This is a genomic window from Paractinoplanes hotanensis (assembly GCF_023717965.1).
In the GTDB taxonomy this organism is placed as follows: domain Bacteria; phylum Actinomycetota; class Actinomycetes; order Mycobacteriales; family Micromonosporaceae; genus Actinoplanes; species Actinoplanes polyasparticus.
In genome coordinates this window covers 190599-204715 of record NZ_JAMQOL010000010.1, presented here as the reverse complement: position 1 = coordinate 204715, position 14117 = coordinate 190599, and the positions used below count along the sequence as shown (strand labels likewise).

Annotated in this window: 12 protein-coding genes; 3 read left to right on the top strand and 9 right to left on the bottom strand. The window is 71.6% G+C overall.

Annotated elements, in window-relative coordinates; genetic code table 11:
- Window positions 1-8 precede the first annotated feature (8 nt).
- Entirely contained in the window at window positions 9-2699 is a 2691-nt protein-coding gene (gene ppdK, locus LXN57_RS08995) for a pyruvate, phosphate dikinase (protein ID WP_251797551.1), read from the top strand.
- Between the two features lie 148 nt (window positions 2700-2847).
- Window positions 2848-3258 carry a VOC family protein gene (locus LXN57_RS08990; RefSeq protein ID WP_251797550.1) on the top strand — a complete coding sequence of 137 codons (411 nt, stop codon included), beginning with the start codon at window positions 2848-2850 and terminating at the stop codon, window positions 3256-3258.
- Window positions 3259-3300: 42 nt separating this feature from the next.
- On the opposite strand, the gene LXN57_RS08985 is transcribed toward LXN57_RS08990, so the two are convergent.
- The 4 genes from LXN57_RS08985 to LXN57_RS08970 all read right to left on the bottom strand — a co-directional run bounded on the left by LXN57_RS08985 (window position 3301) and on the right by LXN57_RS08970 (window position 8613).
- Window positions 3301-3684: a DUF732 domain-containing protein gene (locus tag LXN57_RS08985; RefSeq protein WP_251797549.1), complete on the bottom strand. Its 384-nt coding sequence runs from the start codon at window positions 3682-3684 to the stop codon at window positions 3301-3303.
- 216 nt (window positions 3685-3900) lie between these two features.
- The gene (gene recQ, locus LXN57_RS08980) at window positions 3901-5937 is read right to left on the bottom strand and encodes a DNA helicase RecQ (RefSeq protein WP_251797548.1); all 2037 of its coding nucleotides are present in this window, start codon (window positions 5935-5937) and stop codon (window positions 3901-3903) included.
- Between the two features lie 99 nt (window positions 5938-6036).
- The gene (locus LXN57_RS08975; RefSeq protein ID WP_251797547.1) at window positions 6037-7938 is read right to left on the bottom strand and encodes a SpoIIE family protein phosphatase; all 1902 of its coding nucleotides are present in this window, start codon (window positions 7936-7938) and stop codon (window positions 6037-6039) included.
- A gap of 33 nt (window positions 7939-7971) precedes the next feature.
- Complete coding sequence (locus tag LXN57_RS08970; protein ID WP_251797546.1) at window positions 7972-8613, bottom strand: GTP cyclohydrolase II; 642 nt, start codon at window positions 8611-8613, stop codon at window positions 7972-7974.
- 158 nt (window positions 8614-8771) lie between these two features.
- On the opposite strand from LXN57_RS08970, the gene LXN57_RS08965 reads away from it, so the two are divergent.
- Complete coding sequence (locus tag LXN57_RS08965; RefSeq protein ID WP_251797545.1) at window positions 8772-9464, top strand: RibD family protein; 693 nt, start codon at window positions 8772-8774, stop codon at window positions 9462-9464.
- Between the two features lie 78 nt (window positions 9465-9542).
- On the opposite strand, the gene LXN57_RS08960 is transcribed toward LXN57_RS08965, so the two are convergent.
- The 5 genes from LXN57_RS08960 to LXN57_RS08940 all read right to left on the bottom strand — a co-directional run bounded on the left by LXN57_RS08960 (window position 9543) and on the right by LXN57_RS08940 (window position 14053).
- Window positions 9543-10622 carry a lysylphosphatidylglycerol synthase transmembrane domain-containing protein gene (locus tag LXN57_RS08960; protein ID WP_251797544.1) on the bottom strand — a complete coding sequence of 360 codons (1080 nt, stop codon included), beginning with the start codon at window positions 10620-10622 and terminating at the stop codon, window positions 9543-9545.
- 61 nt (window positions 10623-10683) lie between these two features.
- The gene (locus tag LXN57_RS08955) at window positions 10684-11451 is read right to left on the bottom strand and encodes a class I SAM-dependent methyltransferase (protein WP_251797543.1); all 768 of its coding nucleotides are present in this window, start codon (window positions 11449-11451) and stop codon (window positions 10684-10686) included.
- On the bottom strand, window positions 11448-12593 hold the full coding sequence (locus LXN57_RS08950) for a glycosyltransferase family 4 protein (RefSeq protein WP_438872857.1): 1146 nt from the start codon (window positions 12591-12593) through the stop codon (window positions 11448-11450). The genes LXN57_RS08955 and LXN57_RS08950 overlap by 4 nt, the downstream gene beginning before the upstream one ends.
- 83 nt (window positions 12594-12676) lie before the next feature.
- Window positions 12677-13075, bottom strand: coding sequence for a 6-pyruvoyl trahydropterin synthase family protein (locus LXN57_RS08945; RefSeq protein ID WP_251797541.1), 399 nt, complete (start codon window positions 13073-13075; stop codon window positions 12677-12679).
- Window positions 13076-13078: 3 nt separating this feature from the next.
- Window positions 13079-14053: a zinc-dependent alcohol dehydrogenase gene (locus LXN57_RS08940; protein ID WP_251797540.1), complete on the bottom strand. Its 975-nt coding sequence runs from the start codon at window positions 14051-14053 to the stop codon at window positions 13079-13081.
- Window positions 14054-14117 lie beyond the last annotated feature (64 nt).

Genomic DNA, 14117 nt, shown 5'->3' with positions numbered 1-14117 from the left:
GACTGGCGATGGCAAAGTTCGTCTACGACTTCGCCGAGGGGAACAAGGATCTCAAAGACCTTCTCGGGGGCAAGGGCGCCAACCTCGCGGAGATGACCAATCTCGGCCTGCCGGTTCCGGCCGGCTTCACCATCACCACCGAGGCCTGCCAGCGTTTCCTGGCCGAAGGCTCGCATGTCGACGGTCTCGACGACGAGATCGACCGGCATCTGGCCGCGCTCGAGGCGGCGATGGGCCGCCGGCTCGGCGATCCGGCCGATCCGCTGCTGGTCAGCGTGCGGTCGGGCGCGAAGTTCTCGATGCCCGGCATGATGGAGACCGTTCTCAACGTCGGTCTCAACGACGAGTCGGTGGCCGGGCTCTCGCGCCAGGCCGGGGGCAACGACCGTTTCGCCTGGGATTCGTACCGCCGGCTCATTCAGATGTACGGCAAGACCGTGTGCGACGTGCCCGGCGAGGAGTTCGAGGACGCGCTGCACAAGGCGAAGGAGGCCAAGGGCGTCCGGGACGACGTGCAATTGGACGCCGACGATCTCAAATCGCTGGTCTCGGCGTACAAGAAAGTCTTCGTCAAGCACGTCGGGCACGATTTCCCGCAGGACCCGCGGCAGCAGCTCGACCTCGCGATCGAGGCCGTTTTCCGATCCTGGAACGCCGACCGGGCCGTGCTCTACCGCCGGCAGGAACGCATCCCGGCCGGCCTCGGCACCGCCGTCAACGTGGTGGCGATGGTGTTCGGCAACCTCGGGCCCGATTCCGGCACGGGCGTCGCGTTCACCCGCGACCCGGCGACCGGCGAGAGCGGCATCTACGGCGACTACCTGCAGAACGCGCAGGGCGAGGACGTCGTGGCGGGCATCCGGAACACGCTTCCCCTGGCCGACCTCGAGAAGATCGACAAGAAGTCGTACGACGAGTTGCTGCAGATCATGGCGACGCTCGAGGGGCACTACCACGACCTGTGCGACATCGAGTTCACGATCGAGCGCGGCAAGCTGTGGATGCTGCAGACCCGGGTCGGCAAGCGCACCGCGGCGGCGGCCTTCACCATCGCCGCGCAACTGGTCGAGGAGGGCATGATCGACCTCGACGAGGCGGTCACCCGGGTCAGCGGCGCCCAGCTGGCCCAGCTCATGTTCCCGCGGTTCGACCTCGGCGGCGACCCGGCGTCCCTGACTCGCGGCGTCGGCGCTTCGCCCGGCGCGGCGTACGGGTCGGTCGTCTTCACCTCGGCCCGGGCGGTCGAGCTGGCCGCGGCGGGGGAGAAGGTCATTCTCGTACGCCGGGAGACGAACCCCGACGACCTGCCCGGCATGATCGCGGCGCAGGGCATCCTCACCGCGCGCGGCGGCAAGACGTCGCACGCGGCCGTCGTGGCCCGCGGCATGGGCAAGACCTGTGTCTGCGGCGCCGATCAGATGGAGGTCGGCCGCGACCAGTTCACCGTGCACGGCCAGGTCGTGCGCGAGGGCGACGTGATCTCGATCGACGGCACGACCGGGCGGGTCTACCTGGGCGAGGTGCCGGTGCGGCCGTCCGAGGTGGTGCAGTACTTCGAGGGCGACCTCGACCCCGCCCTGGCCAACGAGCCGCTGGTCGCCGCCGTGCACCAGCTGATGACCCACGCCGACGAGCGGGCCCGGCTGCGGGTGCGGACGAACGCCGACACCGGTCCGGACGCGGCGCGCGCCCGGCGGTTCGGGGCGCACGGCATCGGTCTCTGCCGTACCGAGCACATGTTCCTGGGCGACCGGCGTGAGCTGGTCGAACGGCTGATCCTGGCCCACAACAAGACCGAGCGCGACGACGCGCTGGCAGCGCTGCGGCCGTTGCAGCGGAACGACTTCCTGGAGATCTTCCGGGAGATGAACGGGCTGCCGGTCACCGTCCGGCTGATCGACCCGCCGCTGCACGAGTTCCTGCCGTCCCTGGAGGAGCTGGCGGTGCACGTGGCATTGGCCAAGGAGCGTGGCGAGGAATCCGAGGAGGCGGAGCGCGACGAGCGGATGCTGGCGGCCGTGCGGCGCATGCATGAGTCGAACCCGATGCTCGGTCTGCGCGGCGTACGCCTGGGACTGGTCATCCCGGGTCTGTTCGCCATGCAGGTGCGGGCGATCGCCGAGGCCGCGGTCGCGCTGGCCGCCGAGGGCGGCCGGCCGCGACCCGAGATCATGGTCCCGCTGGTCGGGGCGGTGCAGGAACTCGAGACCGTACGGGCCGAGGCCGAGAAGATCATCGCCGAGGTGGTCGGTGACTCGGGTGTCGAGGTGCTCATCGGCACGATGATCGAGGTGCCGCGGGCGGCGCTGACCGCCGGGCAGATCGCCGAGGCGGCCGAGTTCTTCTCGTTCGGCACGAACGACCTGACCCAGATGGCGTGGGGCTTCTCGCGCGACGACGTCGAGGGCGCGTTCTTCTGGCGCTACCTGGAACTCGGCATCTTCGGCATCTCGCCGTTCGAGTCGATCGACCGCGACGGCGTGGGGCGGCTGGTGCGGATCGCCGGCGAGGAGGGCCGGGCCACCCGTCCCGGCCTGAAGCTCGGCGTCTGCGGCGAGCACGGCGGCGACCCGGAGTCGGTGCACTTCTTCCACGAGGTCGGGCTCGACTACGTGTCGTGCTCGCCGTTCCGGGTGCCGATCGCCCGCCTCGAGGCGGGCCGGGCAGCGGTGGAGTCGGCCGGCTCCGATCATCGCTGACCGGGCGCACGGCCCGCATTTCGTCGGCTTCGCCCGGGATGCGGGCCACTGTTCGGGTGCTGATCTGGCCGGAGGCCCGTTTTTGTCGGAGGGCGGGTCTAGCGTCGAGGTCGTTCAGCAGCCGATCCAGCAGCCAAGGGAGTCTGTGATGGCGTCTCAGCTCAACCCCTACCTGACCTTCGACGGCAACGCCCGCGAGGCCATGGAGTTCTACCACTCGATCCTCGGCGGCGAGCTCAGGGTCAACACGTTCGGCGAGTTCGGCGCGCCCGACCCGGCGATCGCCGACAAGGTCATGCACGCGATGCTGACCAGCGAGAAGGGCTACCTGCTGATGGCCTCCGACACGGCCCCCGGCATGCCCTTCAACCCGGGCAACACGATCACGGTCAGCCTGAGCGGCGACCCCGGCGAGGGCCTGGAAGAGGTCTGGGAGAAGCTGGCCGACGGCGGCACCGTGCAGTTGCCGTTCGAGAAGCAGATGTGGGGCGACCTCTACGGCCAGCTCACCGACAAGTTCGGCATCCCCTGGATGATCGACGTCGTGGTCCCGCAGTGACGGCACACGGCCGGGCGCGACGGCGCCCGGCCGGCCGACTGGTCAGCTGCCCTTGGACGCGGAGGGCTTGCACAGGTTGGTCTTGGCGATGGCCACGATCTTCTGGCCCTTCTTGGCGTCCACCTGGAACATGTCGATCGCGTCGATGACGGTCTCGCTCGCCGTCATGCCGTTGGTGAAGTCGGTGCACAGGTTGTAGCCGTTGTCGAGCGCGGCCTTCTTGTCGGCGGTCAGCTTGGCGTCCACCGCCGTCAGCGCCGTGAGGTACGTCTGTTCGTCGCCCTTGGGCAGGCCTGCCTCGGCCGCCTGCTTCTCCGCCTCGACGAAGGCCGCCTGGTCCGGCTTGTCGTCCGAGCAGGCGCTCAGTGTCCCCAGCCCGGTCAGAGCGACCAGAACGGTGCCCACCACGGCAAGACGTGCCCCCACGTTGCGTCCCCCTCGTTCGCGCCGAAGCGATCTTCACGCTCCGTACCGCAGGCACGGTACGGGGCCCGTGCCAGCCCCGGCCACCGACCTCCGGCCGACTTTCCCGGCCAACCGGCCAGCACCGGACAGACCGGCGGCCGACGTCGCCCTGTCCGGCTCGCTGAGCCTGCTTTCTGGCGCTCGCCGAGCTTGCTTTCTGGCGCTCGCCGGGGCGGATCAGTCGTAGTCGGGCGGCGGAGGCTCGTCGTCGTAGTCGGGCGGCTCCTCGTCGAAGACGAAGGCGTGGGCGGGCTCGTCGTCGCCGGAGCGGGAGGCGACGCCGGGTTTGCGGGCGGGTGGCGCGGGCGGGGAGCCGTCGCCGGGTTTGCGGGCCGGTGATGCCGGCGGGGTGACATCGCCGGAGCCGCCGTGCAGGGTGTCGAGCACCTGCTGGCCGAATTTGGTCAGCTTGCCCTGGCCGACGCCGCTGACCGTGCCCAGCTCGCCCAGGGTCTTCGGATTCAACGCGGCGATCGCCCGCAGGGTGGCGTCGTGGAAGATGACGTAAGCGGGCATGCCCTGTTCCTTGGCCACCGACGCCCGCCAGGCCCGCAGGCTCTCGAACGTCGAGGCGGCCGCGGGGGAGAGGTCGGCCGCGGGTGCCGCAGCGCCGGCCGCGGCCCGCTGCCGGGGCGCCTTCACCTTGGCCGGGGCCTCGCGGCGCATCATCACCTTGGTCTGGCCCCGCAGCACCTCGGCGCTGGCGTCGGTGAGGACCAGGGTGCTGTATTCGCCCTCGACGGCCAGCAACCCCTCGGCCAGCAGCTTGCGCACGACCCCGCGCCACTCGGCGTCGCGCAGCTCCTTGCCGATGCCGAAGACCGACAGCTCGTGGTGTCGGAAGCGCTGGACCTTGTCGGTCTCCTTGCCGAGCAGGATGTCGATGGACTGCCCGGCGCCGAACTTCTGCCCCCGCTCGCGCTGCAACCGCAGCACCGTCGACAACAGCTTCTGGGCCGGGACAGTGCCGTCCCACGATTCCGGCGGGACCAGGCAGGTGTCGCAGTTGCCGCAGTTCTCGCCGGCGGCGACCTGTCCGAAATAGTTCAGCAGCTGCGACCGCCGGCACGTCACGGTCTCGCACAGCGCCAGCATGGCGTCGAGATGCCGGCCCGCGTTGCGGCGGTGGGCCACGTCGCCGTCGGAACCCTCGATCATCTTGCGCTGCTGCACGACGTCCTGCAGGCCGTAGGCCAGCCAGGCCGTCGACGGCAGCCCGTCGCGGCCGGCGCGGCCCGTCTCCTGGTAGTAACCCTCGACGGACTTCGGCAGGTCGAGGTGGGCCACGAAGCGGACGTCGGGCTTGTCGATGCCCATGCCGAAGGCGATCGTCGCCACCATGACCAGACCGTCCTCCCGGAGGAAGCGGGACTGGTTGGCCGCGCGCACGCGGTTGTCGAGCCCGGCATGGTAGGGCAGCGCGTTGATCCCGTTCTGCTGCAGGAACTCGGCGGTGCGCTCGACCGACGCGCGGGACAGGCAGTAGACGATGCCCGCATCGCCCGGATGCTCGGTGTGCAGCAGCTCGAGCAGCTGCTTGCGGGGCTCGTTCTTCGGCACGATGCGGTATTGGATGTTGGGCCGGTCGAAGCTCGCCGTGAAGTGCCGCGCGTCGGTGAGCTGGAGCCGGGTGGCGATCTCGTCGCGCGTGGCCGACGTCGCGGTGGCCGTGAGCGCGATGCGCGGCACGTCGGGCCAGCGCTCGTGCAGCATCGACAGGCCCAGGTAGTCGGGCCGGAAGTCGTGGCCCCACTGCGACACGCAGTGCGCCTCGTCGATCGCGAACAGCGAGATCTTGCCGCGGTCGAGCAGCCGCTGGGTGGCCGGGACGCCCAGCCCCTCGGGCGCCACGTAGAGCAGGTCGAGGTCGCCGTTGACGAACTCGGCCTCGACCAGGCGGCGCTCGTCGTAGTCCTGCGCGGAGTTGATGAAGTTGGCACGGACGCCCGCCGTGCGCAGCGCGTCGACCTGGTCCTGCATCAGCGCGATGAGCGGCGACACGACCACCCCGGTGCCCGGGCGCACCAGCGCCGGGATCTGGTAGCACAGCGACTTGCCCCCGCCGGTCGGCATGAGCACGAGCGCGTCGCCGCCACCGGCCACGTGCTCGATGATCTCGTGTTGCTGCCCGCGGAAGGACGGGTAGCCGAAGACGCGGTTGAGGACGTCGACGGCGGCCGAATCGCCGACGGGAACCTGGGAAGCCGAAGTCACCCCGCGACAGTACAGAGAAACGCGACTCCGGTGCGAAACCCTGTGGACAACGGCGAATTGTGGATAACCCGCAGGCGGTACGCCGGCCGGAGGAGGCTGTCAGCGTGCCGGCAGCAGGGCCACCAACGCCAGAATCACCTGTGCGGGCGTGCCCGGCGCGGCATCGAGCACGAGAGGAGCGTCCTGAGTCGCATGCTGACCCGCGATGTGATGCAGCGCCGACACCCCGGCGCTCGACAGATGGGTGACCCCCGACAGATCCACCGTCATCGGTATCGTGCCGCCCCGGCTGCGCCGCAGCAGTTCCCGCCGGGCGAGGGCCGCCGTGGTCAGGTCGAGCGGCCCTTCCACCCGCACCCGGGTCTCGTCGCCGCCCGCCTGCTCGACGATCCGGAACGGGGGTTCGCCGTCCGCCGCCACCACCGGGCCCGCGGTCGAGAGGTCGAGCAGCCGGGCCGGCCGGCTCAGCGGCTTCGCCAGCCGGGCCACCGTGCCCGTCGCGTCGTGGTCCACCTTGAGCCGCGAGACGAGCTGGGCCGCCATGGCCAGCCCGCGTCCGCGGTTCACCTGCCGCTGCGGCTCCTGCCACTGCCCGCCGTCGGTGACCGAGACCATTACCACCCCGGCCGGGTTCAGCGTCGCGTCGAGCGTGACGGCCACCTCCGGCGCCGTGCCGGCGTGCTCGACGGCGTTGGCCAGCAGCTCGCCCACCGCGTGCTGCAGCGCGAAAGTGTCCTCGCCGGTCGCGCCGATCTGCCCGAGCCATTCGCCCAGGCGCTGCCGGGCCGCCCGCAGCTCGCCCGGCTGCGCCGGCAGTTCGAGGGCGAGGTCGGCCACGACGGGAACGCGCTGAACCGCGAGCAGGGTGATGTCGTCGGTGTGCCCGGCGGCCCGCACCAGCAGTTCGACCGTCTGCGAGCAGACCCGTTCGACCGGGGTCGCCGCCGGTTCGTGCAGGGCCCGCCCGGCCGCGCTGTCGGCTGCCACCTGGGCCAGTTCGGCGGCGCTCGACAGGTGGTCGCGTCCGGGCCGTTCGAGAATCCCGTCGCTGTAGAGCAGCAGCAGGTCGCCGGGGCCGAGGTTGTCGTGGCGCACCGGGAAGGCCCCGCCCGTCCCCAGCGGCGCCCCGTCGGTCAGCGGCAGGTATCGCGTCGTGCCCGCCGGCCCGATCACCAGCGGCGCCGGGTGCCCGGCCGTGCAATAGGCGACCTCCCCGCTCACCGGGTCGAGCACCACCAGCGCCACCGTTGTCGCGTGCGCGGCCGGCGCCCGGGCGGCGAAGCGGTCGGCCGCGGTCAGCGCTTCGACGATCCCGGCGCCTTCCTCGAGCCTGTCCTGCAACACCGCGCGCAGCTGGCCCATCACGCCCGAGGCGGTGACCCCGTGCCCCACCACGTCGCCGACGATCAGCGCGATCCGGCCGTCCCGCTGGGCGACCGCGTCGAACCAGTCGCCGCCCGCGGCCGTGTCGACCTCCGCGACCAGATAGCTGGCCGCGAGCTGCGCCCCTGGCAGCACGGGCAGACCCGCCGGCAGCAGCTCACGCTGCAGCGCGGTGATCACCTCGCGGCTCTCGGCGTACCGGCGTTCCAGGTGGGCCGTCCGTTCGGCGGCGGCCTGTCGCTGCCGCACCGCCTCGGTGACGTCGAAGCCGATCCCGATCACGCCGCGCCGCTCACCGCCGACGGTCCACGGCGCGATCGTGAAGTTCGCGAACATCTCGTGCACCGATCCGTCCGGCGCCGTGATGTGGGCCCGCCACTCCCGGCCGTTGATCGGCTCCCCGGTGCGGTAGACGTCGTGGTAGGCGTCGACGAACTGCTGCCCGGCCAGGTCGCTGAGCACCTCGCCGATGGGCCGGCCGCTGAACTCGCGGCCGGCCAGCACCGAGCGGGTGGCCGCGCTGAGCGTGAGCACCCGCAGGTCGGGGCCCTCGCACACGGCGAGGATGAAGGGCACCTGGTCGACCGCGGCCAGCACCAGCGAGGGGTCGTCCACCATCAGCCCATCCTGCCCGACGGCGGGCCGTGAACGTCACTCGGCCAGGGGTAGCTCAATCGTGTGAGCCGTGTGCGAGGCCTTCGTGGCCAGGTAGCGCACGTTGGCGGCAGACATGTGCACCCCGGTCGGCACCCGCTGGTCGACCTCGATGCCGCATTTCTCCAGTTGGAGCGCCTTGTCGGGGTTGTTGCTCAGCAGCCGGATCCGGTCGGCGCCCAGGGCGAGCAGCATCTGGGCGGCGGCAGTGTAGTCGCGCTCGTCCTCGCCCCGGCCCAGCGCCACGTTCGCCTCGTAGGTGTCCAGGCCGGCGTCCTGCAGGGCGTAGGCGTCGAGCTTGGCGTACAGGCCGATGCCACGACCCTCCTGCCGCAGATAGAGCAGGAAGCCGCCCTGCTCGGCGATCCGCTCGACCGCCTCGCGCAGCTGCGGGCCACAGTCGCAGCGCTGGCTGCCGAGGACGTCGCCGGTCAGGCATTCGCTGTGCGGCCGCACCAGGGGCGCCCGGCCGCCCGCCGCCGATTTCTTCAGCGCGCGCTGCCAGTCGCCCAGCCCGAGGGCCAGATGCTCCTTGCCGTCGACCAGCCCGTCGAAGGTCATCACCCGTGCGGTCGTGGCGTAGCCGTCGCCGAAACGCAGTGGAACGGTCACCTGCTGCCGCAGCGTGGCTTCTAACATCGGTCCTCCTCGTTGGTTCCCCGTTGATCCGCTATACCCGCCGACGGAGTCACCGCACCGCAACAGACCGCGAACGTGCCAGTAATCGTGTCGCGGATTATCTTGGACGCAACTTATCGACCCGGGTGACGATCGTCGCTCTACTGGAGGCGTCATCAGTGGTCCTGCGTCCTTACACCTTGCTGAGCTGCGGCATGTCGATCGACGGATATCTGGACGACGCGGCGCAGGAACGGCTGCTGCTTTCCAACGAAGCCGATTTCGACCGCGTTGATTCCGTCCGTAGCAGTTGTGACGCGATCCTCGTGGGCGCGGCGACCATCCGGCAGGACGACCCGCGCCTGCTGGTGCGCTCGGCCGAGCGCCGCGCGGCCCGGGTGGCCCGCGGCGAGCCGGCGAACCCGCTGAAGGTCACCGTGACCGGCCGGTGCGACATCGACCCCGCTGCACGGTTCTTCACCGTAGGGGACGTCGACAAGCTGGTGTATTGCGCCTCGTCGACATGTGAGTCGGCCCGCGAGCGGCTCGGCGCGGTGGCCACCGTGATCGACGGCGGCGACCCTCTCGACCTGCACCGGGTGTCGGCCGACCTGGCCGGGCGCGGTGTGCGCAGGCTGATGGTCGAGGGTGGCGGCACCATGCACACCCAGTTCCTCACGGCCGGGCTGGCCGACGAGTTGCAGCTGGTGGTGGCGCCGTTCTTCGTGGGCGACTCGCGGGCGCCGCGCTTCGTCAGCGACGGCGACTTCCCGTGGGGGCCGGGCCGTCGCGCCACGCTGGCCGAGGTGCGCCAGATCGGCGACGTCGTCCTGCTGCGTTATGCCCTGTCCGACCGCTTCGACCCGAACTGACCGGCCAGGCGCCGGGAGGGGAAGAGGCGCCGGCCCCCGGTTGCGGGCCGGCGCTGAGGGAGAGCTGTTGAGCATGCGTCAGGCGCCGGCACGGACCAGTTCGCGGCCGACCGGCGCGACCGGGACCAGCGCGGGCTCGACCAGCGCGGGCTCGACCAGCAGGGCCGGGGCGGCCGGGAGGCCGTAGGGCACCGGGGAGATCGGCGCGGCCAGGCGGACGGCGGCAGCGGTGCGCAGGCGGCTCAGGGCCCGGACGATCAGGACCGCCGCGCCCGGCAGGGCGGCGACGAAGGCGAAGACGCCGTACACCACCGCTGTGGTCAGGCCCTGGGTGGCGCTGAGGCCGGCCGCGCCGAACGCCCACGCCGTGACGGCCTCGCGCGGGCCCCAGCCGCCGATGTTCAGCGGCAGCGACATCGCCAGCAGGGCCAGCAGCATCAGGGGGATCAGGCGAGTCAGCGACGCCGCCGAGCCGGCCGCGCGGGCCGCGACCACGAACGTGGCCAGGTGGCCGAGCACCACGACGACCGAGGCCAGGGTCACGCCCGGCCAGTTGCGGCGGGCCAGCAGGCCGGTGCGGATCTCGGCCAGACCGGTGCGAATGCCGGCCGCCACCCGCGAGCCGCCCTGCCGCAGCCTGCGGAAGGCCAGCAGCAGGATCACCGCGGCCAGCGCCACGGCGAGCAGGACGGTCGCGACGACGAAGCCGTGCCGCTCGAGCACCGTCAGGACGGGGGAGGGGACGGTCAGCAACACGGTCACGGCGATGACGAGGAACACCAGCTGGCCGGCCGTGCGCTCGAGCACCACGGCCCGGACGCTCTTGGCCACGTCGCCCTCGTCGCGGCCGTGCTGCACGGCGCGATCCACGTCGCCGAGCACCCCGCCCGGCAGCGCGGCGTTGAGGAACAGCGCCTTGTAGTAGTCGGCGATCGCCGCCGGGAACGAGAGCCGCAGACCGAGGCCGCGCGCCACCAGGCACCAGCGCCAGGCGCTGAAGACGGTGGTGGCGGCCCCGATGCCGAAGGCCAGGCCCAGGGCGGGGAGCGAGATCACCCGCAGGCCGTCGAGGAACGCGCCGGTGCCGAGCCGCCACAGCAGGAAGGCCAGGATCCCCACCCCGCCCAGGATCCGTGCCCAAGCCCAGATTCGCCCCACGTCGCCGTTCCCTTCATGTAGCCCGTCTTTCCCCTAGTACGCCGGGGCGGGCACAAAGGGTTCAGCCGAAGATCGCCAAAAGATCGACATGTCCGACCGAAGCGCTGGGCAACCGCTCCAGACGGGCGGCGAGGTAGCCGTCCCCGCCGACCTCCGGGCGTTGCTCCTGAGCTGCGGAGACCCAGCCCCGCAGCCACTCCGCGGTCAGCTCCGGCAGCTGTGGCCCGAGCTGCCACACGCTCGGCCGGGTGACGACCGTCGCGCCCGCCTTCTCGAAGGCCTGAGCCGCGTACGCCGGAGCGTCGGGCCCCAGCAGCCGGCGCCCGTCCACCACTCGTCGCTGGTGCTCGTCGAACGCCCCGGCCACCGCGGCGTCCTCGGGGCGGACCGGATCGAGGCTGACCTCCCCGGCCACGGACAGCGTGAACAGGGCCGTGACCCGGGCCGAGGCCAGCGTGGCGACCAGCGAGTCGATCTCCGCCTCGGTCAGCAGGTCGAGCAACGCCGAACACGTCACCAGGTCGGTGCCGTCCAGGTCGGCCGCGGTCAGCGCGGTCACGTCGCTGAGCGCGCCCTCGACGCTGACCTCGGGCAGCCGGACGTGCGAGGTGGCGTAGTGCAGCAGCTTGGGGTCGAGGTCGGCCAGGATCCAGTGCTGCGGCGTGGCCAGCTGGGGCGCCAGCCAGCGCGCCATCGAACCGGTGCCGCAGCCGAGGTCACGGATCACGTGCACCGGCTTCGGCAGCATCTCCACCAGGTCGGCGGCGCGGGCCTGGGCGTCGGCGGGCTCGCGCAGGCCGAGCCACGACTCACTGAACTCTCCGGTCATTGGGGTTCTCCTGTGCAGATGGCGGACAGCAGGCGTGCGGTTCCGGCCCAGGTCGGGAGGGTTTCCCGCCGGGCCCGGGCGGCGGCGCGCAGGCTTTGGCGCAGCGCGTCGTCGGTGAGCCAGGCGCGGATCGCGGCGGACAGCGCGGCTCGGTCGTCAGGGGGGATCAGGATGCCGGGCAGCGTGCCGGGCTGCGTGACGCCGCCCACCGGGCCGTCGAACGCTGCGGTGTCGAACGGAGCGGTGTCGAATGGTGCGGTGTCGAATGGTGCGGTGTCGGGCGCTGTGGTCTCAGGCGCTGCGGTGTCGAACGCTGTGGTGTCGGCCACGGTGCCGAGGGCTTCGGGCACGCCGCCGACGGCCGTGGCGATCACCGGCAGGCCGCGGGCGAGGGCCTCGGTGACCACCATCCCGTACGTCTCGGCCCGGGACGGCAAGATCAAAACATCGGAATCCCGGTACGCGCCATCGAGCTCAGCCGGAGGCAGTGCTCCCACGAATCGCAGCCGGCGGTCGTGGTGCGGGACGGGCCGGACCAGCGCTCCCGCGAACGTGCACTCCCAGTCGAGTTCCGCCAGGTCGTCCTGCAGGGCCGCGACCAGCAGATCTTGTCCCTTGCGGGGGCTGACCGAGGCGACGCACAGCAGCCGCCGGCCGTCCGCCCGCGGTTCGGTCAGTTCGGCCCGGTCGACTCCGGGCGGCGCGACCTCGACACGGGGCAGGCCGTGCATGGTCGCCACCCGCTCGGCCGCCGCCTCGCTGGTGGCGACGACGGTGGTGGCGAGGTGCAGAGCCCGGCCCTCCTTCGCCCGCAGCTCCTCGGCGAGGTCGGGGTCGAGTCCCGTCTCGTCGCTGAGCGGCAGATGCACCAGAACGATCAGGCGTAGCCGCAGGGCGTGCGGCGCGAGGATCTCCGGCACGCCACACCCGACCAGCCCGTCTACCAACACATCGGACTTATCCGGAATGTCGGCGAGAGCGGCCGAGAGGGCGTGACGGGCCGCCGGCTCCGGGTTCGGCCAGGAACCGGGTACAGCGATCTCGTGCACATCGGGCAGCAGCGACAGCACCGCCCGGTCGTACCGGTTGCCCCCGCTCGGCGCCGCCGGATCGTCGATGCCCCCCGGCAGCACCGCCCACAGCGGCGAACTGCCGCGGGCGGCGTTACCGTCCGTAGTCGACGGGCCGCGCGCGCCGGCGTCGGGCGCCGGGAAGGAGCCCGAGGTCACAGATCGCGCTCGTACGAGGCCCAGGCGATGTGGGACTCGTGCAGGGTGATCGTGAGGCCGGTCAGGCCGGCGGCGCCCGGGCCCAGGTCGCCCGCGGCGATTCTGGCCGCCAGGCGGTCGGCGATCACCTTGGCCAGGAACTCGGTGGACGTGTTGATGCCCAGGAAGTCGGGCTCGTCGTCGAGGTTGCGGTAGCTCAGGCCGCCGCAGATCGCGTGCAGCTCCTGCGAGGCCAGGCCGATGTCGACCACGATGTTGTCGTTGTCCAGCTCGGGCCGGCGGAACGTCGCGTCCACCACGAACGTCGCGCCGTGCAGCTTCTGGGCCGGGCCGAAGACCTCGCCGGAGAAGCTGTGGGCGATCATGATGTGGTCGCGGACGGTGATGCTGAACAAGGGCTACTCCTCGGGATAGTCGATCACGTGGCAGAGGGCGCGAAGGCTACCGTCCGTGAGGCGCGGCAACACCTCGGGCAGCTCCGCGAAGGGCGAGTGCCCGGTAACGAACGCGTCGAACCGTTCGTCCTTCAGCAGCTCGAGCGAGAGCGCCAGCCGGTCGGCGTACGAGCGCCGGCGGCCGGGCACGATGCCGCCCACCTGACTGCCCCGGATGGTCAGCCGCCGGGAGTGGAAGAACTCGCCCAGCGGCACGCTGACCTGCTTGTCCCCGTACCAGCTGAGCTCGACCACGGTGCCCTCGGCCGCCACCAGCTCGAGCGAGCGTTTCAGGCCGGCCGAGGTGGCGCTGGCATGGATCACCAGGTCACAGTCGCCGAGCGCCTCGTCGGGGGTGGCGAAGCCGGCGCCCAGGCGAGCGGCCAGCTCGGCGCGCCCGGCATCGACGTCGACGAGCTGCAGCCGTACGCCGGGAAAGCGCGCGAGAATCGCCGCCGCGCACCCACCCACCATGCCCCCGCCCACGACGGCGACCCGGTCGCCGACCATCGGCCGCGCGTCCCAGAGGGCGTTCACGGCGGTTTCCACCGTTCCGGCCAGCACCGCCCGGGCGGCGGGCACGTCGTCGGGCACCACAGTGACAGCCGTTTCAGGTGCGATAAAGCGGGATTGGTGGGTATAGAGACTGAAGACGGTGCGTCCGAGCAGTTCGGGCGGGCCCTGCTCGACCCGGCCGACGTTGAGGTAGCCGTACTTCACCGGGGCCGGGAAATCACCCTCCTGGAAGGGGGCCCGCATCGCCGACCACTGGCTCTCCGGCACCCGCCCGGAGAACACGAGGGTCTCGGTTCCCCTGCTCACGCCCGTGTGCAAGGTGCGGACGAGCACCTCGTCCAGGCCCGGCTCACCCAGCGTCACCGGGCGGATCTCACCCCGCCCCGGCTCGGTGATCCAGAACGCGTACGCGTCACTCGACATGGTTGTTCCCTCCGCCCGCTGAACCGAACGCCGCCCGGGCGCGTGTTAAGCGCTGACGACGGCA